This window comes from Nonomuraea rosea (genome assembly GCF_039539705.1).
Classification (GTDB): Bacteria; Actinomycetota; Actinomycetes; order Streptosporangiales; family Streptosporangiaceae; genus Nonomuraea; species Nonomuraea rosea.
On the sequence record NZ_BAABDQ010000001.1, the window covers coordinates 673,869 to 695,527 of the forward strand.

Consider the following 21,659-nt stretch of genomic DNA (forward strand, 5'->3'; position numbering starts at 1 on the left):
CTGTTCACCTGGTGGACGCGCAATGGACGCGACTTACTCGTGGGATATCCTCACCTACAGGACCTGGGCGACGTAGCCCCCGGGTCCTTGCGTGTTTGAGGAGGCCGTAATGAGCAATCTGCTCCTGCTGACGAACGCCCTCGAGCCGTCCGCCGAGGTGTTGCCGGCCTTGGGGTTGCTGCTCCACTCGGTCCGCGTCGCTCCAGCGGAGGCGTCCGCGCTGATCGACACACCACCGGCCGACGCCGTTCTCGTGGACGCGCGTAAAGAGCTCGTGCAGGCCAAGAGCCTGTGCCGGTTGATCCGCACGACCGGGATCGACTGCCCGCTGCTGGTGATCGTCACCGAAGGCGGGCTGGCGGCGATGACCGCGGAGTGGGGCGCTGACGACGTCCTGCTCGACAGCGCCGGGCCGGCCGAGGTGGAGGCGAGACTCCGCATGGCCACCGGCCGCATCTCCCAGGCGGCGACGGAGGACGTGCCCGACGAGATCCGCAGCGGCGACCTGGCGATCGACGAGGCCACCTACACCGCGCGGCTGCGCGGCCGGGTGCTCGACCTGACGTTCAAGGAGTTCGAGCTGCTCAAATACCTCGCCCAGCACCCTGGCCGGGTCTTCACCCGCGCCCAGCTGCTGCAGGAGGTCTGGGGCTACGACTACTTCGGCGGCACCAGGACGGTCGACGTGCACGTCCGCCGCCTGCGCGCCAAGCTCGGCACCGAGTACGAGTCGCTCATCGGAACGGTGCGCAACGTCGGCTACCGCTTCGTCCCCGACCGCACCGACAGCGTGCACGCCTGAGTCTCCCCGGCGGCTCCCCGATTGACGGGAAGCCGCTCTCTGGAGTCCACTGATGTGACAGGCCGTCGTTCGGGCTGTTTCATGCCTGTCAGGTCGCGGACACCGCCGTCCCGGAGATTGGTGGTGTCGGGGTGGGTCTGTTCAGGTCGTTGGTGGACGAGGGTGCCCGCCCTCGCGTCTACCGGCGTAACGAGACGATTTTCTCCTCATTGCGGCCGGCCGCCCGCGTTTACGTCATCGACTACGGCTACGCCCGCGAATACACGCCCACCGGGGAGCGCGAGGCCATTCACGACCTGCGCGGCGACGGCGACCTCGTGGGCGAGCTGGCCTTCTGGAGCCCGGGCGAGCGGGTCAAGATCGACGCCCTGACCGAGCTGCGGGCCTGGCCGATCGACATGCGGCGGCTGCGCGAGCACGCCTCGTCGAGCCAGGCCGTCGCGACCGCCCTGGTGCAGGAGCTGTTCGCCAGGAACATGGCCGCCCGCAGGCACGAAGCCCTCGCCCGCGCCCCCGTCGCCGCCCGGCTGGCCGTCTGGCTGCTGCACCTGGACGAGCGCTACGGGCTGGCCTCGGAGTCCGCGCCGCCGCTGTCCATGGAGACGCTGGCCGACCTCGTGGGCAGCTCTCCCGACGTGGTGCAGCGCCAGCTCACGCAGTGGGTCCACCGGAACTGGCTGGTACGCCCCGGCTACCGGCGGCTGCGGATCGAGGACCCGGCGGCGCTGCGCGGCGCGGCGGGCAGCTGGGAGCACCTGTCGGCCCCCTGGGAGGGGCGGGTGACGCCGTTCCTGACCCGGCAGGGCTCGGCGGCCGGGCCGCTGCCCGTGGGCGAGGTGCCGAAGCCGCGCCAGCTCCCCGCCGACGTGTCCGACTTCACCGGCCGCCAGCAGAGCCTGGACCTGCTCACCGCCTGGCTGGAGCGCCCGCGGCGGACGAACACCATGGTCGTGCAGGGGCTGCCGGGCGTGGGCAAGACCGCGCTGGTGACGCACTGGGGGCATCTGCAGGCCGACCGGTTCCCCGACGGCCAGATCATGATCGACATGCGCGGGCAGTCGCCGAGCCAGCCGCCGATGACCGCGGTCGAGGCGCTCGGGCAGATCCTGCGCTCGCTCGGCATCGGCGAGCCCGCCTCCGACGAGGCCGAGCTGATGCTGCTCTACCGCAGCAGGATCGCGGGCCGCCGGCTGCTGCTCATCCTCGACAACGCCGCCGACCCCGCGCATGTGCGCGCGCTGCTGCCGGGCAGCAAGGACTGCGTGGTGCTGGTGACCAGCAGGACGCGGATGGCGCCGCTGCGGGCGACCGGGCACGCCGACCTCATGGACCTGCCGGTGCTCGACCCGGGCAACGCGGTGGCGCTGCTGGTCGCCGTGCTCGGGGCGGACTCGCCGCGCGCCGCCGACCGTGACGCGCTGGCCGCGCTGGCCAGGGTGTGCTCGTACCATCCGTTCGCGCTGCGGATCTCGGCGGCCAAGCTGGCCGAGAACCCCGAGCTGAGCGTGCAGTCTCGGGTGCGCGAGCTGCGCAAGCCGGAGCGGCCGCTGGTGGGCGATCCGGAGGAGGCGTTCAGGTCGGCGCTCGACCTGGCGTACGAGTCGCTGAGCCCCGGGCAGCGGCGGGCCTTCAGGCACGTCGGGCTGCTGCCTGGACGGGACTTCACGCCCAAGGTGCTGGCCGCCGCGCTCGGCGTGCCGGTGAGCGAGGCCGTGATCGCCGTGGAGGGACTGCACCGGGCGTACCTGGTGGAGCCGCTGGCCGGGCCGCGCTACCGGGTGCACGACCTGGTCAAGCGGCTGGCCAGGGAGCTGGGCAGGCACGCGGAGGCAGGCGTGCGCGAGGCCAGGGTGCGGCTGCTCGACCACTACCTGGCGGTCGCGGCCGATCCGGAGACGGCGCGCGAGTGGTTCGAGGCGGAGCGGCGTTCGCTGGTGTCGGCCGTACGGCTGGCGGAGGAGAGCCGCGCGCACGGGATGGCGTGGCGGCTGGCGGAGGCCGTGTTCGCGCCGTTCAGGCGGCTGCGCTTCTACGAGAACAACCTGGAGATCCAGCAGGCCGGGCTGTCCTCGGCGATGCAGGTGGGCAACCGGCGGGCGATCGCGCTCATGCGCAGCCACCTGGGCTCGATCCACCGGGACATCGGCCCGTCGACGCTGGCGGCCAGGTTCATCGGTGAGGCGCTGGCCGACTTCACCTGGCTCGGCGACAGCGTCGGCCGGGCCAGGGCGCTCAACGACCTGGCCGAGGTGCACGGCATCGCGGGCAACAGCGAGGAGGCGCTGCAGTGCGCGGGTGAGGCGCTCGACCTCTACCGGAAGATCGACGACCTGGCCGGGGTGGCGAGCTGCCTGCACACGCTGTCGCGGCTGCACCTGTCCCAGGAGCGGTACGAGCTGGCGCTGCAGCACGCCGGGCAGGCGCTGGACGTACGCGAGGAGATCCGCGACCGCAGGGGCACCGCGCAGAGCCTGATCATCCTGGCCAGGGTGCAGCGGAGCCTGGGCGAGCCGAACGCGGCGCTGTCGGAGGGCCTGGAGGCGCTGTCGATCTGCCATGAGCTGGGCGACGAGCACGCCGAGGCCGAGACGCTGCTCTGCCTGGCCGAGATCTACGACCTGCTGCGGCTGCAGCACGACGCGCAGCGGGACGCCGAGCGGGCCCTGGCCGGGTACACCGCCACGGGCGACCAGCACGGCTGCGGGCGGGCGCTGTGCACGCTCGGCCGGATCGCGCGCAACCGCTCGCGCTACGACGACGCGCTGGCCTGCTACGAGCAGGCGCTGACCGTGCAGGTCGAGCTGCACCACGAGCAGGGCAAGGCGGAGACGCTCGGGGACATCGGGCTGGTGCACTGGCGGCTGTCGGACTACCTGCGCGCCGACGACTACCTGAACCAGGCGCTGGCGATCAGCCGGGTGATCCGCGACGAGCCGGTGGAGGCCCGCATGCTCAACCGGCTCTCCCGCGTGCGGCGGCGGCAGGGGCTGCCGCAGGTCGGCTTCGTGTACGCGCTCGAAGCCCTGGACATCGTGCAGGGCCTGGGGAACCGGCGGGCGGAGGCCGAGGTCCAGGAGACGCTGGCGTACACGTACCTGTCGCTGGGGCAGCACAAGCCGGCGCTGAAGGCGGCGAAGGCGTCGCTGGCGATCAGGGAGGATCTGCGGGACAACCGGGCCAGCTCGCTGCTGTCGGTGGCGGTGGCGCTGCACACGGCGGGCAAGCCGGCCGCCGCGCTGGAGCCCGCCGTGGAGACGGTCGAGCTGCTGAACGAGACCGGCACCAGGGACCGGTGGGCGGCGGCGCTCACGACGCTGGCCATGGTGCTGCTCGATCTGGACCGCCCTGAGGAGGCGCTGGTCCACGCGCGGCAGTCCAGGGAGGTCCATCTGGAGTGCGGGACCAGGCGGGACCTCGGATGCGCGCTGCGGGCGCTCGGGCTGATCTCGGCGCGGCTGGGGAACATGGGGGCCGCGGCGGGATATCTGGGCGAGTCCGTGCGGACCCTTGAAGAGGTGGGGGACGTGGCGGAGGCGCAGCGGGTGGCGGAAGAACTACGCGGCCTGAGCTGAAATTTCGCTAAAAGTCGTGAAATCTCGATTGTGAGGTCGCAGATCTTCTCCGGCTCTTCTCGTTAGCTGGTGCTACCAGCGACGACAAGCGAGGTGATCCGGATGCTCAAGAACCATCTGCGTCGAGACCTTCAGTGGCTCAAGCGCCAGGCAGGCAGGGAGCGGCGGATCACGCTCATCCTGCTGACCGGCGTGCTGGCCGCCTGGGGACGCCAGCTCGCGCCGTGGCCCGCCGCACCCACGGGGTCGCAGGTGCTGCTCGGGCTCTCGTTCGTGCTCTTCGCGGGCTCGGGGCTGGCCTGGCTGGCCTCGGCGTACCTCATCACCAGGACCGTGCGGGTGCACAAGGAGCCGGTGGAGGACCTGCGCTGGGTGTCCAGGATCACCAGGAGCAAGGAGTGGGCGTTCTGGTCGGTGAGCGCCTACGTGGCCTGGCACCTGCTGCAGTTCGTCACCGCGCTGCTGCTGGACTGACCCGCTTCCCTGGCCGGGGGCGTCGGCGGGGCGTCACCTACGGAATGGGGCCGGGTGGCGTCCCGTCGTCCCGGCTTGTTCCAGGGCTTTCACCTGGATACTCGTGCCGGTATGGACGAACTGGACGATTTCCGCGGTGGTCAGCTCGGCCACGCCGAAGTCCGCGTCCGCGTGGTCGTCGCACCACCGGATGATCTTCGCCGGCTCGGCGAGCGGGCCGGCGAAGTGGACGAGGCTGACGTACCAGCGGTCGCGGATCCGGCCGTGCTCCAGGTCCCGCACGTCACGGGCGGCCAGCGCGGCGGCGAAGCGCCGCCAGAGCGTGGTCACCGTGTCGTCCTCCGGGTGGCCGTAGACCAGGACGCCGCCTCGGTGCGGGCTCACGCCCGACAGGCGGATCCGTACCGGGGGCAGATCGTCGGCGGCCTCGGCGAGCGCCGCGCCGTACGCCCGGCGGAGCGGGTCGTCCTCGGGGATCCGCGCGCGGTACGGCTCCAGGGATCTGAGCGTGACGTGCAGGGTCCGGCCGCCGTGCACCCAGTGGCCGGGGGCCTCGATGGTCGCGGCCAGCTCGGACAGCCGGCTCAGGACCTCGCCCGTGGGCCGCAGCACGGCCGCGGCGCCCCATCGCTGTGCGCCCTCCACCATGGGGACGTCGTACGTGGCCCCGCCGGACAGCAGGGCGGCTCGCCCTTCGGCTCGAAATTCGGCAAAATCGGACATCCGAGCAGTATGCGGTGATGACCTCACGAGATCAACAGGGACTTGCCGAGCGTCTGGCGGGCCTCCATGGCGGCGTGGGCGTCGGCCGCCCGGTCCAGGGGGAAGGTCTGGCCGATCACCGGGCGCAGCGTGCCCGCCGCCGCCTGCGCGAACGCCTGCCCGGCCAGGCGCAGGAAGTCCGCGGGCGAGAACGGGCCGTCCTCCATCCCGCGTATCGTGATCCCGCGCCGCTCGGCCTCCGCCTTGTCGAGGTCGGGAAAGCCGGCGGACATCCCGTGCGCGGAGAACCGGCCGCCGTCGGCGGTGACGCCGAAGGCGACGCTCCCCAGCCGTCCGCCCGCCCCGTCGAACACCAGGTCGGCGCCGCGCCCGCCGGTCAGCTCGCGCACCCGTCCGGCCCATCCCGGCTCGGCGTAGTCGATCGCGGCGTCGGCTCCCGCCTCCTCGACCGCGTCGAGCTTGCGCCGCCCGCGCGCGGCCCCGATGACGTGGGCGCCGGCCGCCTTCGCGAGCTGGACCAGCAGCAGGCCCATGCCGCCGCCGGCCGCCGTGACCAGGACGTGGTCGCCGGGCTCGATGCCGATGCGCTCGATCAGCCCGAGCGCGGTGACGCCGTCGTGCAGCAGCGCCGCGGCCTCCCGCGCCCCGAGCTCCCCCGGCACCGGGATCAGTGCCTCGGCCGGCACCGCGGCCTGCTCGGCGTAGCCGCCCCAGCCGCCGCTCCCGCCCGTGTGCGCCGCGACCGTCCGGCCCGTCCAGGCCGGGTCGACGCCGTCGCCCGTGGCGATCACCTGCCCGGCCACGCCGTTGCCCGGCACGTACGGGGGCTCGATCGGGAAGAAGCCCGCACCGGCTCCCGTACGGATCATCAGATCGACGGACAGCACGTCCGACGCCGCGACCCGGATCACGACCTGCCCTGGTCCCGCCACGGGGTCCGGGGCCCCGGCCGGGCTCAGGACTTCCGGACCGCCGAATCGGGTCGCCTGTATCACTCGCACGTGTGCCGCCCCCTCTGCCTGGTTCCCTACGCAGTCTCGGACCTCAACCGCGATCGAGGTCAAGGGGCGGGTGATTACGGAGGGCCTGAATTCTCTTGGGCTCTGGGTCAGGCGCGGAGGCCCTCTCGGACGATGGCCAGCATGCGGGCCCTGGCGACGGGATCCGCGGCCTTCCTCTCCCGGTCGATGCAGCCCGTGAGCAGGGCCTTCACGTCGGCGATGTCGGCGTCGGCGCGGATCGCCCCCGCCCGCTGCGCGCCCTCCAGGAGCTCGCGCCACGCCCCCATGACGTCGTACTTGCTCTCCGCCGCCACGGCTCCGAAGTCGAATCCGGCGCCCGCGAGCGCGTCCACCAGACCGCGGTTGGCGGCGCCCTCCCCGACCATCAGGGAGAAGAAGGCGAAGAATCCCTCCGCGGCCCCCTCGCGTCCGGCCAGCTCGGCGGCCTGCCGTACGAGCTGCTCCATGCGGCCGAGCAGGATCGCCTGGAACAGCGACTCCTTGGTCGGGAAGTGCCGGCTGACCGTCCCCGTGCCCACGCCCGCCCGGCGGGCGATCTCGTGGACGGGCACCGACAGGCCCTCCGCCGCGAACGTCTCGGCCGCCACCTCCAGGACGCGCGCCCTGTTGCGCTGGGCGTCGGCGCGCAATGGCCGGCTCATCCTGACTCCGTTCGATAGACAAGCGGGATGGGCGTCCCGTATATTCTCGAGGCATAACCGGGACGACCATCCCGATTCTACCTGTGACGGGAGACACGTCATGCGCATGGTCAAACTCGGCGGCCTCGAAGTCTCCGCCCTGGGGCTCGGCTGCATGGGGTTGAGCGAGTTCCTGGGCCCGACGGACAGGGACGAGTCGCTCACCGCCCTCAGGAAGGCCGCCGAGCTCGGCATGACCTTCCTCGACACCTCCGACTACTACGGCATCGACTTCGCCAACGAACGCCTGATCGGCGACTTCCTGGCCGAGCGGCCGCGGGAGGAGATCACGGTCGCCACCAAGTTCGCGGCGATCCGCGCGCCGGGGACCGGCGAGCTGGTGGGGGTGCGCAGCGATCCCGAGCACGTGCGCGCCGCCTGCGAGGCGAGCCTGCGCCGCCTGGGCACCGGCCACCTCGATCTGTACTACCTGCACCACCCCGACTACACCACGCCGATCGAGGACACGGTGGGCGCCATGGCCGAGCTGGTCGCCGCCGGCAAGGTCCGGCACCTGGGGCTGTCCAACGTCTCCGCCGCCCAGCTCCGCGCCGGTCACGGGGTGCACCCCATCGCCGCCGTGCAGAACGAGTGGTCGCTGTTCTCCCGCGACGACGAGTCCTCGGTGGTGCCGGTCTGCGCCGAGCTCGGCATCGGGTACGTCGCGTATGCGCCGTTCAGCCGCGGCTTCCTGACCGGGAAACACCTCTCCACCGACGGCTTGGCCGAGGATGACGTGCGGCGCGAGCTGCCCAGGTTCGAGCCCTCGAACGCGGCACGCAACGCCGCCCTGCTCGCCCCCGTCCGGCGCGTCGCCGAGGCGCGGGGCGCGACGATGGCCCAGGTCGCGCTCGCCTGGCTGCTGCACCGGCGGGAGGCGCACGACGTCCAGGTCGTGCCGATCCCGGGCACCCGCAGCCCGGTCCGGCTTCTGGAGAACGCCGGCGCGATCGACGTGAAGCTGACCGGCGACGACCTCGCCGCCCTCGAACCCATCTCCGCCCAGGTGGCCGGGGACCGCATGCCGCCGCCCCCGGATCTGAGCTGAGCCTGGCTCAATTGCGGGCGATCGCCGGGAAGGCGGCCTTGTGCGGCCCGGTGTCCGGGTCGAACTCGTGGCGGATCCTGGCGCAGTCGTCCAGCAACGCGCCCTGCAGCGCCCTGAACTCCTCGCTGTCCGTCCGCCCGAACGCGTGGGCCAGCTTGGACTGCAGGCGCTCGCCCTCGTCCAGGGCGGCGCACAGGTCGTACAGGTCCTCTTTCCTGCCGTGGCCGATCTGGAGGCGGCTGAAGGCGCGGAAGATGCGCGACAGGACCATCAGCTGCTCCGCCAGAGCCCTCGGAAGGTCCGCCCCCTCCTCGCCCGGCAGGCCGCGTACGCCCGCTATCAGGTCCATCAGGCCGCGCGCGATCCCCCTGAGCTGGTGGCAGGCGTGGTCCAGGCAGGTGGCGGCGGCGGCCACCTGGCGCAGGCGGCGGTCGTACCGGCGACGGCGGCGCAGCGCCAGGCGCACCGACTCCGCCGCCTGGTCCGCGGACTCCTTCGTGTCCTCCAGCCGCTGCGACAGGCTCCTGGCCCGCTCCAGCCACTCGCGGGCCATGTCCTCGTCCCAGCCCTTCCCGAGCCCCTTGGCCATGTCCTCGGCCAGCTCGGCCAGCTCGCCGGACAGGCCGCACACCTCCCTGACCGCCTCGTCCACGAAGCGCGGCGGGAGCACCAGCAGGTTCGCCACGATGCCCAGCCCGGCGCCCAGCAGCACGTCGGCGAGCCGTTCGAAGCCGTAGGTCTTCCCCAGCGCGAACACCAGCAGCGCCGTGATCGGGATCTGCACGTTCTGGGCCGGAAGGTTGAGCAGCCTGGTCAGCACGAGCCCGGCGACGACCAGCACCGCCAGCGTCGCCGCGTTGATGCCGATCAGCCAGGTCACGGCGGTTGCCGCGCCCACCCCGACGAGCACGGCACCGACCTGCTGGAATCCCCTGATCATCGTGCTGTACGCCGTCGCGGAGACCGTCAGGAGCACGCCCACCGGCACGAGGATCGGCAGGTCCAGCTTGAGCACATAGGCGGCCAGCCACCAGCCCAGCACGCAGGTGCCGGTGACCTTGACGGTCTGGACGAGCGCATCCCGTTCCATCCGCAGCCAGCGCCGGAAGCCGAGGGTCCGCAACCGCCCGAGCGCCGCCGCCCCGCCCTTGACGACGCGTTCGAGCGGGGCGGCGGGCAGGTCGATCCTGCGCCCGGAATCCGTCTCCATGACAAGGTCCCTGCCCAGGGACGCAGCGGATAGAGCTGGGCTTATGCGGGTAGCGGCAAGGCTGAGGGAGGTGGCACGTGTCCGGCGACCTGATCGTTCCCGACGCCGCTCAAGGAGTGGTGATCTTCGCGCACGGCAGCGGCAGCGGCCGGCACAGCCCGCGCAACCGGTACGTGGCCGGCGTGCTCAACGAGGCGGGGCTGGGCACGCTGCTGTTCGATCTGCTCACGCCGGAGGAGGAGGCCGATCGGGCGAACGTGTTCGACATCGGGCTCCTGGCGGCCCGGCTGCTGGAGCGTACCGGCTGGGTGCGCGCGCGACCCGAGGCCGCAGGGCTGGCGATCGGGTACTTCGGCGCCAGCACCGGCGCGGCGGCGGCGCTGTGGGCGGCGGCCGAAGCGGAGGGCGAGATCGCCGCGGTCGTCTCACGCGGCGGCCGGCCCGATCTGGCGGGCGCGCGGCTGTCAGCGGTACGCGCGCCGACCCTGCTCCTCGTGGGCGGCCGGGATCCGGCGGTGGTGGAGCTGAACGAGCAGGCGCAGCGGAGCCTGGGCGCGGAGAGCCGGATGATCGTGGTGCCGGGGGCGACCCATCTGTTCGAGGAGCCGGGGGCGCTGGAGGCGGTGGCCGGGCACGCCCGGGACTGGTTCGGCACCCACTTCGCGGGGCCGCGCGAACGGACGCGCGCTTAGCGGGGCCACGCGCTTTAGCGGGGCCGTGCGCTTTAGCGGGGCCGTGCGAACGGACGCTTGCTTAGCGCGGCGGCGCTGTGATGGGGGTCGCGCCCGTGGCTGTGGCGGTCAGGCGCTCGTAGACCTCGGCCGCCGTCGTCTCGCAGCCCAGCCGGTGCCCGGTCAGCTCCCCGTGGTCGTCGCTGGACCCCGTCACGGCCAGCCCGAGGTCACGCGCCAGCCCGCGAACGTGCTCCCGCGCGCCGGCGTCGTGATCCAGATGGTCGGCCTCCACCCCGAAGAGCCCGGCCGCCGCCAGCTCGGCGATCCACTCGTCCGGCACGACCTGGCCGCGCTCGACCGCCTTCGGATGGGCCAGCACCGCCACCCCGCCGGCCGCCCGCACCAGGCGCACCGCCCGATCGGGCGCGAGCGCGTAACGGGTGACGTAGGCGCGGCCCCCCGTACCGATCCATTCCGGGGTGAACGCGAGCTGCGGGTCGGTGATCGCCCCGGCCGCGACCATGGCGCGGGCGATGTGCGGCCGCCCGACCGGCCCGCCCGCGGCCAGCTCGGCCACCTGCTCCCAGGTGACCGGCACGCCCAGCTCGACCAGCCGCTCGACGGTCACCCGGCCGCGCTCCTCGCGGGCCTCCCTGATGCGTACGCACTCCGCCTGGAGCTCGGGCTCCAGCGGATCGAAGAGGTAGGCGAGCAGATGGATGCTCTGCCCGGCCCGCCGGCAGGACAGCTCCATGCCCGGCACCAGCGTCAGCCCGGCGGGCAGGGCCTCGATCGCCGCCCGGTGCCCGGCGACGGTGTCGTGGTCGGTCAGCGCGAGCACGTCGAGCCCCCGCTCGCGAGCCCGGCGCACCACGTCCGCCGGGGGCTGTGTCCCGTCGGACGCGGTGCTGTGGCTGTGCAGATTTATGCGCATCGTCGTCGATCGTAGGCCGTCACACCGCGACGGTGCCCAGGGTCCTGCCGTCGAAGGTCTCGATGGTGAAGTGGTTCAGGTCGGATTGGGGGAGGCTGGTGCCTCCGTGCAGGACGAGCGGATCGGGAGAGCCGGGCACGCCGTACCCCTTGGCCGGCACCCCCCAGCTCGCCACGACCTCGGAGCGGCCGTCGTCGCCGACCGCCAGGAGGCGGCACTGCAGCGGGCCCTGGACGCCTTTCAGCTCCAGCGCGACATGGGTGCCCCAGCCCTTGTCCTCCAGGCCGACGACGCCGGACACGCCGGACGAGGAGTCGGACAGCGCGTACGTGTGGCCGGTCATGAGCAGGTCGCGGGCCGGGCCGTGGACGCTGTCCGGGTTCGGGGCGCCGGTCATGGAGCTGATGGCGAGGAAGACCCCGGCCGCGACGACCAGGCACGCGGCGGCGGACATGAACGTACGGTGCATCCGGCGGCGCCGCCGCTCCGTGGCGGCCCGGCGGACCAGGAGGGACTCGACCTGCGGATCCGGCATGCTGGGCAGCAGGTCGTCCGGATGCACACCCTTGATCAGCTCACCCATCGCCGCGAAGGCCCCTACTTCGTCGGCGCAGCTATCACATCCCCGTAGATGGTGTTCGAACTCTGCCCGCTCCCCTTGGTCGAGCAGGCCGAGCGCGTACGCGGCCACGTCCTCGTGACGCACCTCCGTCATGGCAACGTCACCCCCCTTTCTTCGAGCGCCACGCGCAGCGCGCGCATGGCGTAGTACACCCGTGACTTCACCGTGCCGACCGGCACCCCGATCGCTTCAGCCGCATCCTGAGCCGTCCGATCCAGCAGAAACGTTTCCGTGAGCACCTGGCGGTGGGCAGGTGAGAGCGAGAGCATCGCGTCCGTCACGACGATCTCGCGGAGCAGGCGCTCGTCCTCGGCGGCCACGGGCTGGACGCGGTCGGAGATGTCCTCGACGGTGTCGAGCGGGCGCGCGCCTGAACGGCGGTGGTTGTCGATGACGACGCGGCGGGCCACCGTAGCCAGCCAGGGCATCAGCGAACCTGACTCGGTCCGCAGGTCGTGGAGGTTGCGCCAGGCGCGTACCAGGGTTTCCTGTACGACGTCTTCGGCCCAGCGTCGATCGCCGCCCGTCAACCGGACGGCGAACGCCATCAGGGGGGCGCCGTATTCGCGGTAGAGGGCTCGGACCATGGCCTCGTCGGTCACGCGGTGATTCACAAGGGTGTGAGCTCCTTGCGCTGCTGATTTCCTGAAATATCGCGCTGATATTGGAATTGTTACTCTAGCCACCTACAGGGGCCTGAGGCAGGTACTTTGCCTCTCTCGCTATGCATCTAGATTTAGTGCATAAATCGTGCGCGACCCCCCGAAGCGGGGATTATGATCATTAGGTTGGCCATTAGCGATCTTGTAACGACTTCCGCGCGTCCGATGCCCAGGTAACGAGGAAGCCGATCGGGGCCGCCCGCTGCTCTCATCGTCGGCGGCCGCTCGTGCGGGAACCGGACGATCCGCGCCGGTGGCCCTCTTGCGCCGCCGCCCTTCCCGCCTCTGCTGCTTGAATCTGGACTAAATTCCGTTTTGCACAAAAATGCGCGCTTTTCAGCGGGAGCGCCAACCTGATGGAAATTCGTACCGGTCAGAGTGACGAAAAGTACAGCGGCGCGTGGCCCCGGATCGAGCGGATCGATGAGCGGCGAGGGCGAGTCAGCTGTAACGGCGCTCCTGCATGGGGCCGGCACCGCCCAGAGCCCTCTTGGGCGGTGCCGTGTCATGGTCCGCCTCCGGATACGGATCATCCTGCGGCGGTGCCGTGCCGTAGTCCTCGTCCGGGGTGGGATCCGACGAGGGAGCCGTGCCGTAGCCGTCGTCCAGGGGAGGCGCCGTGTCATAGTCGTCCTCCGGAGCCGAGTCCGATGGAGGGGCTGTGTCGTAGCCCTCTTCCGACGGAGGTGTCGTGGCGGGGCTCTTCTTCGGGACCGGGGCCGGCGAGGACTGCTCGACGCGGACCGGTCTTGTGGTGGTCGCCGGAGAGACGCCATCCGTCAGCGCGAACGCCACGGACGCCGCGACCGTCGCCGCCAGGACGCCGGTGAGCACTCCTAGGCCGAGTGGCTTCATCCCGCGCTCCCTATCCGGATCTGCAGCGGCTCGCCGAGGCTCGCGTTCTGGGCCCCTCCCTGGCGGGCCTGACCGGCGATCATGGTGACGGCTGCGGCCAGGGCCGCGACGATCAGGATGCCGATCACGATGCCGGCGAGGAACGGCGGACGACGCCAGAGCGGCGCGGACGGCGTCTCGAGGACCTCCGGCTCGAACAGTCGTCGATTGAGCTCGGCCGCCCTGAGACGGCCTGCTTGCAGCCGGTCCGAACCGAGTGGGCCCGGTCCGAGGCGGTCCGGCTCGATGCGGGTCCCTTCCATCCAGTTCGGCTCGATGGGGCTTGGTTCCAGCCAGTCCGGATCGACGTCGCTTGATTCCGGCCAGTCAGGCTCGACGTGAGCCGGCTTCAACCGGTCCAACCCGAGCTGAGCGGACTCCACCTGCTCCGACCTGGCACGAGCCGCGCCCCTGCGAGCCGACCGGCCACGACGCGATTCCCGCCGGGCCGATGCGAAATGGCCGGCTTCCAGCTGATCCGGCTCAACACGACCCGGCGCCACCCGATCCGAGCGGACGTGCTCCTGATCCACCCGATCGGATCGGACACGGGATTGATCCGCCCAATCCGGACGGACGCCTGCTTGATCGACCCGATCCGAGCGGACGCGAGCCTGATCCGCCCGGTCCGAGCGGGATCCGGGTGGCTCCGGCCGGGTCGAGTCGGTACGGCCGGGTCCGAGCTGGACCGGCCCGTAGCCGCCCAAGTCCACCCGAGCCGACCAGACACGAGCCGGGTCGCCACCGCCCGGCGTTCCCTCCCGGGCCGTGCCCTTCCGCGTCGTCCCCTCACCTGCCGCTTCCGCCCGAGCCGTCGCCTCCCAGGCCGCCTCGGCCCGAGCGGCGGCCCCTGCGCGGGCCCGCTTCGATCGGGGCGGCTGGGCACGGGCGGGCTCGGGCTCCGGTTCGTACGGTCTCGTGCGGTTCTCCGCCTCCAGCAGGAGGTCGTTCAGCGTGGCGCGCTGAGGGGTTCCCGGGTAGCCGAGAAGGGTGTGCACCAGATCGACGGCGGTCGGGCGGGTCGAGGGGTCCCGGCGGTGACAGTCGCCGATCATCGTGCACAGCCTGGGGAGCAGCCAGTCGAGCCCGGGTTCGGGGCCCTGCCACTGCCCGGTCGCGGCGAACACGATCACGTCCGCCCAGTCCAGTACGTCGCTCGACGGGAACTGGCTGTCGCGCGGCCCGGGAGCGAAGGACACCTGCCCCCGGGCCCCGATCATCACGTTCCGCGGGTTGAGCCGCAGGCCGGCGATCCCGGCCAGGTGCAGCCGCGCCATCGTGGCGGCGCTGCCGAGCGCGAACAGGTAGAGCGCCTCGCCCTCGATCGGCCCCGCAGCCCGTACGATGTCGGCCACCGAGTCGCCGTCTTCCACGTAATCGCGCGGCGTGAGCGCCAGCCCGCCGCTCCATCCCTGAAATTCCATCGCCATTCCCGTCCAAGCTGGTCACCGCTTGCGGGCACACCGATGTTCGCGCAGGTGGGTCGGCATTTTTCCGGCCATCGGCGAGTGCCGTTTCCGTCTCGTTGTACGCCGCCACCGCAGGGCGGGTTCAACCGCCGCGGGGTAAATCTTCGCGACCGACGAAATGGTTATGGCAGAGCGGCGCACACGTACCCCGAACCGGCGTCCGGTCACAGCGGCGGGACTGCGGTGAACAGTTCGTAGCTGTGCCCGTTCGGGTCGCGCACGTACACGCCGCGCCCGCCGCCGAGGTGGTTGATCTCGCGGTCCCAGCCGTTCATGGGGCCGGAGCCGTAGTCGATCGACGTGCCGCGCCGCAGCCGGTCCAGCACCGCGTCGAACGTGGCGTCGTCCACCAGGAAGGCGTAGTGACCCGGCTGGGCGAGGTGGCGGTCGTCGAAGTCGAGCGTCAGGTCGTCGTTCACCCTGACGGGGGCGAACGGGCCCGCGGGCACGCCCACCCGCAGCCCCAGCAGATCGGCGAAGAACGTGGCCGCCGCGTGCCTGTCGGCGGCGGGCACGATCAGGTGGTTCATGGTGATGGTCATTCCGGCATCCCTCTCTCGAATGCATGCGATTTGCACACAATAACATGTGCGATTCGCATGGGATTTGCCGTAGGGTGTGGGGCATGGGAGTGGCGGAGGTGGACGGCGGGCCCGCCCTGTTCAGGCTGGTGCGCTTCTGGTCGCGGCGATGGGCCGGGCGGGCGTCGGAGGAGCTGACCGGGGAGTCGCGCCACGTGCAGCACATCCTGGTCGTGGAGGCCGCCTGCACGAGCGCGGACGAGGGCGAGCCGCCCACCGTGGGCACCGTCGCGCACCAGCTCGGGCTCGACCACTCGGGGGCCAGCCGCATGGTGAAGGACGCCGTGGAGGCGGGTTACCTGGCCCGCGACACCTCCGCACGCGACCGCCGCCGGGCCTCGCTGCGGCTCACGGAGAGCGGGCACGCGTTGCTGGCCGGGTCGCGCCAGTGGCAGCGGGAGGCGTTCGAGGAGCTGACCGCCGGGTGGGAGGAGGCGGATCGGCGGCAGTTCGGGGCCTACCTGCGCCGGCTGGCCGACGACGTCGGGGCCTGACCGCCTCCCGCCGTACCGGCGTGGAGGCGGGCGATCGGGAGCAGCGCCGCCACGGTGAGCACGCCCAGCAGGCCGAACGCGAGCCGGAAATCCCCCGTCGCGTCCCGCAATGCGCCCACCAGGACCGGGCCAGGGCCGCGCAGGCGTAGCCGACGAAGAAGGCCAAGGCGCTGATCCGCCCGGCCTCGGCGGCGTCCCGGCTGACCACCACCGGCAGGGTGAGCACCAGCGTGAACAGGCCCCCGTGGCCGACCCCGAGCCCGGCGATCCACAGCCACGTCACCGCGCCGGGCGCGACGGCCAGGCCCAGGAAACCGGCGGCGATCAGCAGGGTCGTGATCGCCAGCCCGGTCCGCTTGTCCCGGCCCTCGCCGAGCAGCGCGGGCACGGCCAGCATGGCCACGACCTGGACGGAGATCATCGCGGTCAGCAGGACGCCGACGGCGACCGTACCGATGCCGCCGCTCTCCTGCAACAGCGGCGAGCGCCACCGTGGCTGGCTCACGACAGCAGACTGACCTCGGCCCGCCCCCTGCTGGGGCCGGGTCAGGGCTGCTGGGCGGGCCGGAGGACGGCCTCCATGTCTTCGAGCGAGGCCAGCGTCCCGGCGAGCCTGCCGCGCTCGCTCTCGGAGAGGGTGAGCGCGCGGGCCCGGGCGAGAGCGTCATCGGCGGCGGCGGGGGCCTCGGCGCGGAGTGCGAGCTCGGCGCGGTAGGCGAGCGCTTCGAGCAGCTCGGCCGCCGTCGCGGTGTCCTTGTCCCGCTCCAGGGCCGCGTCCAGGATCTGAGCCGCCCGTACGTGCTTGCCGTGGGAGTCGCCCATCACCACCGCCCGCTGCAGAGTCGTCATGAGCTTGCCGGCGACCACCCCCTTCGCCCCGGGCTCCTCGGGCGTGGGTTTGGCGGCCATGATCCTGATCCAGTTGCCGCCGGGGTCGATGACGGTGAATCCGGAATGGTTCTCGGCGTTCTTGCGCTTGCGGGGCCGGGTCATCCGGGGGATCCCGGAGACCAGGAGTTTGCCGTGGACTTTCCGCATGCCCGCGGCGAACGCCTCGAAGAGCTCCCCGGTGTCGGGCACGATGACCAGGCAGGACCCGTAGGAGTCCGCGGGGTCGAAGTCCGGCATGCCGAAGAAGTGGAGCTGGAGGTCTTCGCGTTCGAGTGACACGTACGGGTTCGGGCGGACCTGGTAGTAGGCCCGGGTGAAGCCCAGCATGGTGTAGAACTCGACGATCTCGTCGATGGACCGGCAGGGCAGCAGCGGCACGGTGATCTCGTTGGCCATGGGTTTCTCCGTCCGATGGAGATTGGGTCGCGGTGACCGGCGGGCCGCTATTCGGCCGGCCGGGTGGGTGCGGGGTCCTCGCCGGCCATGGTGAACGCCCCTTCTTCCAGGCGGCGGATCAGCCGGTGGGTCCATTGGGCGCCGGTGTCGGCGGTGGTCAGCCACAAGGACAGGACCTCGCCGATCGGCCCCCAGGTGTCCAGATCGGTCTCCGCGGGCAGGTGCGAGGTGATGCTGGTGCGCCACTCGTGCATCGCGTCGGCCCGCCGGCGCAGCATCTCCAGGGCACGCTCCCGGGGAAGGTCCTCGATCAGGCCGACGGCCGCGCCCAGCACGTCCAGGCTCGGCTCGCGATCGGCGAGAGCCCGGCCCAGGAGGGCGAAGTATTCCTGCTCGCCTTCGCCGGTCAGCTCGTACTCGATCCGCGGCGGACCCCCGGCCTCCGAGGGGACCGTCTCGTGCGTCACCAGCAGTCCTTGCCCGGCCATGCTCTTGAGCGCGTGATACACCGAGCCCGACGTGGCCGTGGACCACTCGTGCGCACCCCACGACTCCAGATCCGCGCGAACCTGGTAGCCGTGGGCGCGTCCGCGCCTGCGCAGCGCCCCCAGAACCAGTAGCCGTACCGACTTCATCGAGCTCCCCAGAAAACCTCAGCTAGCCAAATTTGGCTAGCCTCTCCAAGAGAGCGTACCAGGCTTGACCTTGACGCGACGTCAACGTGTCCAATGGGAGGTGATCACCCCAAAGGAGGAGGAAACCCGATGGTCAGAGCGGTGTTGCGGATCGTGGGATTCGAGCTGAAGGGCTTCGGCGCCATCGGGCTGTGGGTCGTGCGCCGCCGGCTCGGCGTGCCCGCGGGCGCGACCGCCGCGACGTACGCCAAGGAACAGTCGTTCATGCTGATCCTGATGCTGTTCGCGATGGCGATCGAGACGGTGGTCATCGATCTGCTGCTGGTCGCGTTCGAGGTCCCGGCCGCGGTGCGCTACCCGGTGCTGATCGCCGACGTGTACGGCCTGCTGTTCGGGGTCATGCTCGCCGCCGCCTGCGTCACCCGGCCCCACGTCGTCACCGAGGGCGAGCTGCGCATCCGGTACGGAACCTACTTCGACCTGCGCGTCTCCCGCGACCTGATCGCCGCCGTGCACACCAGCCGCAGGTACAACGAGGGCAAGATGGTCTCCGCCGAGGACGGGCGGCTCTCCGTGGCGGTCGCGTCGCAGACGAACGTGACGATCGAGCTGACCGAGCCGATCACCTTCGTCCGCCCGCTGGGCAGGCGCGGCGAGGCGAGCACGATCCGGTTCTTCGCCGACCAGCCGCAGATCGTCGTGGCGGCACTGCGGGAGGGGCAGCCCGTGCGGTCGTAGCGCGAACCAGGCCGGTCGTAGCGACGAACCAGGCCGGGAACGGCGGATCCCTAGGCGAACCCCTTTTGCGGGGTTACGTTCCATACAGCACCATCTCGGGATCTTCCACCCTCGACCTCGGATGGAGGCGCCGCCATGCCGCTCACCTGGAGAAAAGGCATGAGATCACCCATCGTCGCGGCGATCGCAATCCTCTCGTTAACCATGGCGGGCCTGCCCGCCCAAGCCACCGCAGCCGCCGCCCCGGACCTCTCCCTGGCCAACGTCAAAGCCCACCTGTCCCAGCTCCAGTCCATCGCCACCGCCAACGGCGGCAACCGGGCGCACGGCCGCTCCGGCTACCTGGCCTCGGCGAACTACGTCATGGGTCAGCTCGACGCCGCCGGATTCAGCACCGTCCTCCAGTCGTTCACCTACAACGGCGCCACCGGCTACAACGTCATAGCCGACTGGCCGGGAGGCGACCCCAACGACATCCTGATGACCGGCGCGCACCTCGACAGCGTCACCGCGGGCCCCGGCATCAACGACAACGGCTCGGGCAGCGCGTCCATCCTGGAGACCGCGCTCGAAGTGGCCCGCCAGTCGCTCCAGCCGGCCAAGCACCTGCGGTTCGCCTGGTGGGGCGCGGAGGAGCTGGGGCTGCGCGGCTCGCAGTTCTACGTCAGCAACCTGCCGGTCGCCGAGCGGGCGAAGATCAAGGGGTATCTGAACTTCGACATGGTCGGCTCGCCGAACGCCGGATATTTCGTCTATGACGGCGATAATTCCGACGGCACCGGCTCAGGTCCCGGCCCGGCCGGCTCCGCGGCGCTGGAGCGGACCATCCAGGACTACTTCACCTCGATCAGCGTCCCGACCAGGGGCACCGACTTCGACGGGCGCTCCGACTACGGGCCCTTCATCGCGGTCGGCATCCCGGCCGGCGGCACGTTCACCGGCGCCGAGGGCATCAAGTCCGCCGCCCAGGCCACGTTGTGGGGCGGCACGGCAGGACAGGCGTTCGACGTCTGCTACCACCGCGCCTGCGACACGACGGCCAACATCAGCGACACCGCGCTCGACAGGAACGCCGACGCGATCGCCTACACGGTGTGGACGATCGCCACCGCCGTACCGCCGGCCGTGGTCTGGCAGGACACGTTCGAGACCGCGACCGGGTGGACCGTCAACCCGAACGGGACGGACACCGCCACACTCGGGCAGTGGGAGCGCGGCGACCCAGAGGCCACCACCTCCAGCGGCGCCAAGCAGCTCGGCACCACCGTGAGCGGCGTGAACGACCTGGTCACCGGCAGGCCGGCGGGCACCTCGGCGGGCGCGTTCGACGTCGACGGCGGCATCAGCTCGATCCAGTCGCCGCCGATCACGCTGCCCACCGGCACGCTGAACCTGTCGCTGTCGTGGTACCTGGCGCACGGCTCGAACGCCTCCAGCGCCGACTACCTCCGCGTCCGTGTGGTCGGCAGCACCACGGCGACCGTGCTCCAGCAGCTCGGAGCGGTGTCCGACCGTGACGGCGCGTGGGCGGCGACGACCGTCGGCCTCAACGCCTTCGCCGGTCAGACCGTCCGCATCCTCATCGACGTGGCCGACGCCTCAGGAGCCTCCCTGGTCGAGGCCGGCGTGGACGACGTCAAGATCACTCGATAGCTCCCCCGCGGGCCCGGTCGTATCGGCCGGGCCCGCCATACCTCGTGGAGCCGTGCCATGGCACACCAGTCATCCTCCCGTGCTCGAAAAGCAGCCAGAAGAGCGGCGCTCCCCTTCATGGCCGCCGTCCTGCTCGCCGGGGTGCTGACCCCGGCCGCCGAAGCGGTCGCGCCGCGCGACCGGGAGATCGAGAAGATGGTCCAGCAGGTCGACGCACGCAACCTGGGGCGGATCATCGCCAAGCTGGCGTCGTTCGGGACCAGGCACACGCTGTCCAGCCAGGACGACCCCGTACGCGGCATCGGCGCCGCCAGGGACTGGATCCACGCCGAGCTCTCCGGGATCGCCGCCACCTCGGGCGGGCGGATGACCGTGGAGAAGGAGTCGTTCGTCCAGCCCGTCTCGCCGCGCGTCCCCGTCCCCACCGTGATCACGAACGTGGTCGCCACCCTGCGCGGCACCCAGGACGCCTCCTCGGGCCGCACGTACGTCGTCAGCGGCCACTATGACTCCCGCTGCTCCGATGTCATGAACGCCACCTGCGACGCCCCGGGCAGCGACGACGACGCCTCGGGCGTGGCGGTCGCCATCGAGGCCGCCAGGGTGATGGCGACCCGCACGTTCGACGCCACCGTGGTCTTCATGGCCGTCGCGGGCGAGGAACAGGGCCTGTACGGCTCCGCGTACCACGCCCAGCAGGCCAAGCAGAACAACGTCGACATCCAGGGCATGTTCACCAACGACATCGTGGGCAGCGCGGACGGCGAGAACGGCCGTGACCCGAAGGCCGTCCGCGTCTTCTCGGAAGGCGTGCCCACCTCGGAGACCCCGGCCCAGGCCGCCGTCCGCCAGTCCGTCGGCGGCGAGAACGACGGCGTCTCCCGCCAGCTCGCCCGCTTCGTCAACGAGACCGCCCGGCAGTACGTGCCCTCGTTCGACGCCCGCATGTACTACCGCAGGGACCGCTACCTGCGCGGCGGCGACCAGATCCCGTTCCTCCAGCAGGGCTACGCCGCCGTGCGCTTCACGGAGGTGCACGAGGACTACCGGCACCAGCACCAGGACGTACGGGTGGAGGACGGCGTCCAGTACGGCGACCTGCTCCCCTTCGTCGAGAACGACTACGTGGCCCGGGTCACGCAGGTGAACCTGGCCGCGCTGGCCGCACTCGCCCGCGCCCCCCGCTCCCCCGGCCGGGCGGCCGTCGTCACCAGCAGGCTCACGAACGACACCGACCTGCGGTGGGACGCGAACCCGGAGCCCGACGTCGCCGGCTACGAGGTGCTCTGGCGGGACACGACCGCGCCCTCGTGGACGCATTCGCGCTTCGTCGGCGACGTGACCTCGTACACGGTGGCGGGGTTGTCGAAGGACAACTTCCAGTTCGGCGTGCGCGCGGTGGACAAGCAGGGCCACCGCAGCCCGGTGAGCTATCCGGCGCCCGCGAGCTGAGGGGGCGCGGGGCCGCCGTGCGGCGGCCCCGCG

General features: G+C 71.5%; 23 protein-coding genes. 11 read left to right on the forward strand and 12 right to left on the reverse strand.

Annotated elements, in window-relative coordinates:
• Positions 1-109: 109 nt before the first annotated feature.
• From ABEA43_RS03310 to ABEA43_RS03320, 3 genes are all read left to right on the forward strand, one after another.
• The gene (locus ABEA43_RS03310; RefSeq protein ID WP_138687819.1) at positions 110-802 is read left to right on the forward strand and encodes a response regulator transcription factor; all 693 of its coding nucleotides are present in this window, start codon (positions 110-112) and stop codon (positions 800-802) included.
• A gap of 131 nt (positions 803-933) precedes the next feature.
• Positions 934-4,374, forward strand: coding sequence for a tetratricopeptide repeat protein (locus ABEA43_RS03315; RefSeq protein WP_345558454.1), 3,441 nt, complete (start codon positions 934-936; stop codon positions 4,372-4,374).
• A 102-nt stretch (positions 4,375-4,476) separates the two neighbouring features.
• Complete coding sequence (locus tag ABEA43_RS03320; RefSeq protein WP_345558456.1) at positions 4,477-4,848, forward strand: hypothetical protein; 372 nt, start codon at positions 4,477-4,479, stop codon at positions 4,846-4,848.
• Positions 4,849-4,881: 33 nt separating this feature from the next.
• On the opposite strand, the gene ABEA43_RS03325 is transcribed toward ABEA43_RS03320, so the two are convergent.
• The 3 genes from ABEA43_RS03325 to ABEA43_RS03335 all read right to left on the reverse strand — a co-directional run bounded on the left by ABEA43_RS03325 (position 4,882) and on the right by ABEA43_RS03335 (position 7,234).
• Positions 4,882-5,571, reverse strand: a complete 690-nt coding sequence (locus ABEA43_RS03325) for a hypothetical protein (protein ID WP_345558458.1) — start codon at positions 5,569-5,571, stop codon at positions 4,882-4,884.
• Positions 5,572-5,594: 23 nt separating this feature from the next.
• Positions 5,595-6,572 (reverse strand): zinc-binding dehydrogenase, encoded by a 978-nt coding sequence (locus ABEA43_RS03330; protein WP_345558460.1) that lies wholly within the window; start codon positions 6,570-6,572, stop codon positions 5,595-5,597.
• Positions 6,573-6,679: 107 nt separating this feature from the next.
• Complete coding sequence (locus ABEA43_RS03335; RefSeq protein ID WP_345558461.1) at positions 6,680-7,234, reverse strand: TetR/AcrR family transcriptional regulator; 555 nt, start codon at positions 7,232-7,234, stop codon at positions 6,680-6,682.
• Between the two features lie 100 nt (positions 7,235-7,334).
• On the opposite strand from ABEA43_RS03335, the gene ABEA43_RS03340 reads away from it, so the two are divergent.
• Positions 7,335-8,321 carry an aldo/keto reductase gene (locus tag ABEA43_RS03340; RefSeq protein WP_345558463.1) on the forward strand — a complete coding sequence of 329 codons (987 nt, stop codon included), beginning with the start codon at positions 7,335-7,337 and terminating at the stop codon, positions 8,319-8,321.
• 7 nt (positions 8,322-8,328) lie between these two features.
• On the opposite strand, the gene ABEA43_RS03345 is transcribed toward ABEA43_RS03340, so the two are convergent.
• Positions 8,329-9,531, reverse strand: coding sequence for an FUSC family protein (locus tag ABEA43_RS03345; RefSeq protein WP_345558465.1), 1,203 nt, complete (start codon positions 9,529-9,531; stop codon positions 8,329-8,331).
• 77 nt (positions 9,532-9,608) lie between these two features.
• Here ABEA43_RS03345 and ABEA43_RS03350 point away from each other — a divergent pair, with 77 nt between their 5' ends.
• Positions 9,609-10,223: a dienelactone hydrolase family protein gene (locus ABEA43_RS03350; RefSeq protein ID WP_345558467.1), complete on the forward strand. Its 615-nt coding sequence runs from the start codon at positions 9,609-9,611 to the stop codon at positions 10,221-10,223.
• A 61-nt stretch (positions 10,224-10,284) separates the two neighbouring features.
• On the opposite strand, the gene ABEA43_RS03355 is transcribed toward ABEA43_RS03350, so the two are convergent.
• From ABEA43_RS03355 to ABEA43_RS03380, 6 genes are all read right to left on the reverse strand, one after another.
• On the reverse strand, positions 10,285-11,139 hold the full coding sequence (locus ABEA43_RS03355; protein ID WP_345558469.1) for a PHP domain-containing protein: 855 nt from the start codon (positions 11,137-11,139) through the stop codon (positions 10,285-10,287).
• Between the two features lie 19 nt (positions 11,140-11,158).
• Entirely contained in the window at positions 11,159-11,854 is a 696-nt protein-coding gene (locus ABEA43_RS03360) for a zf-HC2 domain-containing protein (protein WP_345558471.1), read from the reverse strand.
• A complete protein-coding gene (locus tag ABEA43_RS03365) occupies positions 11,851-12,363 on the reverse strand; it encodes a sigma-70 family RNA polymerase sigma factor (RefSeq protein ID WP_425570147.1) in 513 nt (170 codons plus the stop codon). The genes ABEA43_RS03360 and ABEA43_RS03365 overlap by 4 nt, the downstream gene beginning before the upstream one ends.
• A 501-nt stretch (positions 12,364-12,864) precedes the next feature.
• Positions 12,865-13,278 carry a hypothetical protein gene (locus tag ABEA43_RS03370; RefSeq protein ID WP_345558473.1) on the reverse strand — a complete coding sequence of 138 codons (414 nt, stop codon included), beginning with the start codon at positions 13,276-13,278 and terminating at the stop codon, positions 12,865-12,867.
• Positions 13,275-14,741, reverse strand: a complete 1,467-nt coding sequence (locus ABEA43_RS03375) for a protein kinase family protein (RefSeq protein WP_345558475.1) — start codon at positions 14,739-14,741, stop codon at positions 13,275-13,277. The genes ABEA43_RS03370 and ABEA43_RS03375 overlap by 4 nt, the downstream gene beginning before the upstream one ends.
• 209 nt (positions 14,742-14,950) lie before the next feature.
• Positions 14,951-15,328: a VOC family protein gene (locus ABEA43_RS03380; protein WP_345558477.1), complete on the reverse strand. Its 378-nt coding sequence runs from the start codon at positions 15,326-15,328 to the stop codon at positions 14,951-14,953.
• A gap of 83 nt (positions 15,329-15,411) precedes the next feature.
• Between ABEA43_RS03380 and ABEA43_RS03385 the strand changes: the two genes are divergently transcribed.
• The 3 genes from ABEA43_RS03385 (at position 15,412) to ABEA43_RS03395 (ending at position 16,379) form a co-directional block, all read left to right on the forward strand.
• The gene (locus tag ABEA43_RS03385) at positions 15,412-15,861 is read left to right on the forward strand and encodes a MarR family winged helix-turn-helix transcriptional regulator (protein ID WP_345558478.1); all 450 of its coding nucleotides are present in this window, start codon (positions 15,412-15,414) and stop codon (positions 15,859-15,861) included.
• A gap of 20 nt (positions 15,862-15,881) precedes the next feature.
• A complete protein-coding gene (locus tag ABEA43_RS03390; RefSeq protein ID WP_345558480.1) occupies positions 15,882-16,010 on the forward strand; it encodes a hypothetical protein in 129 nt (42 codons plus the stop codon).
• 81 nt (positions 16,011-16,091) lie between these two features.
• A complete protein-coding gene (locus ABEA43_RS03395) occupies positions 16,092-16,379 on the forward strand; it encodes a hypothetical protein (protein WP_345558482.1) in 288 nt (95 codons plus the stop codon).
• Positions 16,380-16,407: 28 nt separating this feature from the next.
• On the opposite strand, the gene ABEA43_RS03400 is transcribed toward ABEA43_RS03395, so the two are convergent.
• Together ABEA43_RS03400 and ABEA43_RS03405 are read right to left on the reverse strand one after the other, a co-directional pair.
• Positions 16,408-17,148, reverse strand: a complete 741-nt coding sequence (locus tag ABEA43_RS03400; protein ID WP_345558484.1) for a VOC family protein — start codon at positions 17,146-17,148, stop codon at positions 16,408-16,410.
• Positions 17,149-17,195: 47 nt separating this feature from the next.
• On the reverse strand, positions 17,196-17,783 hold the full coding sequence (locus ABEA43_RS03405) for a PadR family transcriptional regulator (RefSeq protein WP_345558486.1): 588 nt from the start codon (positions 17,781-17,783) through the stop codon (positions 17,196-17,198).
• Positions 17,784-17,912: 129 nt separating this feature from the next.
• Between ABEA43_RS03405 and ABEA43_RS03410 the strand changes: the two genes are divergently transcribed.
• The 3 genes from ABEA43_RS03410 (at position 17,913) to ABEA43_RS03420 (ending at position 21,626) form a co-directional block, all read left to right on the forward strand.
• Positions 17,913-18,521 carry a hypothetical protein gene (locus ABEA43_RS03410; RefSeq protein ID WP_345558488.1) on the forward strand — a complete coding sequence of 203 codons (609 nt, stop codon included), beginning with the start codon at positions 17,913-17,915 and terminating at the stop codon, positions 18,519-18,521.
• A 159-nt stretch (positions 18,522-18,680) separates the two neighbouring features.
• On the forward strand, positions 18,681-20,174 hold the full coding sequence (locus tag ABEA43_RS03415) for a M28 family peptidase (protein WP_345558490.1): 1,494 nt from the start codon (positions 18,681-18,683) through the stop codon (positions 20,172-20,174).
• 57 nt (positions 20,175-20,231) lie between these two features.
• A complete protein-coding gene (locus tag ABEA43_RS03420) occupies positions 20,232-21,626 on the forward strand; it encodes a M20/M25/M40 family metallo-hydrolase (protein WP_345558492.1) in 1,395 nt (464 codons plus the stop codon).
• Positions 21,627-21,659 lie beyond the last annotated feature (33 nt).

Bases quoted from the DNA above. Each gene is read 5' to 3' on its own strand.
- ABEA43_RS03410 (WP_345558488.1), top strand. From the start codon at position 17,913: ATGGTCAGAGCGGTGTTGCGGATCGTGGGATTCGAGCTGAAGGGCTTC.
- ABEA43_RS03380 (WP_345558477.1), bottom strand. From the start codon at position 15,328: ATGACCATCACCATGAACCACCTGATCGTGCCCGCCGCCGACAGGCAC.
- ABEA43_RS03340 (WP_345558463.1), top strand. From the start codon at position 7,335: ATGCGCATGGTCAAACTCGGCGGCCTCGAAGTCTCCGCCCTGGGGCTC.
- ABEA43_RS03325 (WP_345558458.1), bottom strand. From the start codon at position 5,571: ATGTCCGATTTTGCCGAATTTCGAGCCGAAGGGCGAGCCGCCCTGCTG.
- ABEA43_RS03310 (WP_138687819.1), top strand. From the start codon at position 110: ATGAGCAATCTGCTCCTGCTGACGAACGCCCTCGAGCCGTCCGCCGAG.
- ABEA43_RS03400 (WP_345558484.1), bottom strand. From the start codon at position 17,148: ATGGCCAACGAGATCACCGTGCCGCTGCTGCCCTGCCGGTCCATCGAC.
- ABEA43_RS03375 (WP_345558475.1), bottom strand. From the start codon at position 14,741: ATGGAATTTCAGGGATGGAGCGGCGGGCTGGCGCTCACGCCGCGCGAT.
- ABEA43_RS03405 (WP_345558486.1), bottom strand. From the start codon at position 17,783: ATGAAGTCGGTACGGCTACTGGTTCTGGGGGCGCTGCGCAGGCGCGGA.
- ABEA43_RS03370 (WP_345558473.1), bottom strand. From the start codon at position 13,278: ATGAAGCCACTCGGCCTAGGAGTGCTCACCGGCGTCCTGGCGGCGACG.
- ABEA43_RS03415 (WP_345558490.1), top strand. From the start codon at position 18,681: ATGAGATCACCCATCGTCGCGGCGATCGCAATCCTCTCGTTAACCATG.
- ABEA43_RS03420 (WP_345558492.1), top strand. From the start codon at position 20,232: ATGGCACACCAGTCATCCTCCCGTGCTCGAAAAGCAGCCAGAAGAGCG.
- ABEA43_RS03345 (WP_345558465.1), bottom strand. From the start codon at position 9,531: ATGGAGACGGATTCCGGGCGCAGGATCGACCTGCCCGCCGCCCCGCTC.
- ABEA43_RS03385 (WP_345558478.1), top strand. From the start codon at position 15,412: ATGGGAGTGGCGGAGGTGGACGGCGGGCCCGCCCTGTTCAGGCTGGTG.
- ABEA43_RS03335 (WP_345558461.1), bottom strand. From the start codon at position 7,234: ATGAGCCGGCCATTGCGCGCCGACGCCCAGCGCAACAGGGCGCGCGTC.
- ABEA43_RS03355 (WP_345558469.1), bottom strand. From the start codon at position 11,139: ATGCGCATAAATCTGCACAGCCACAGCACCGCGTCCGACGGGACACAG.
- ABEA43_RS03360 (WP_345558471.1), bottom strand. From the start codon at position 11,854: ATGACGGAGGTGCGTCACGAGGACGTGGCCGCGTACGCGCTCGGCCTG.
- ABEA43_RS03320 (WP_345558456.1), top strand. From the start codon at position 4,477: ATGCTCAAGAACCATCTGCGTCGAGACCTTCAGTGGCTCAAGCGCCAG.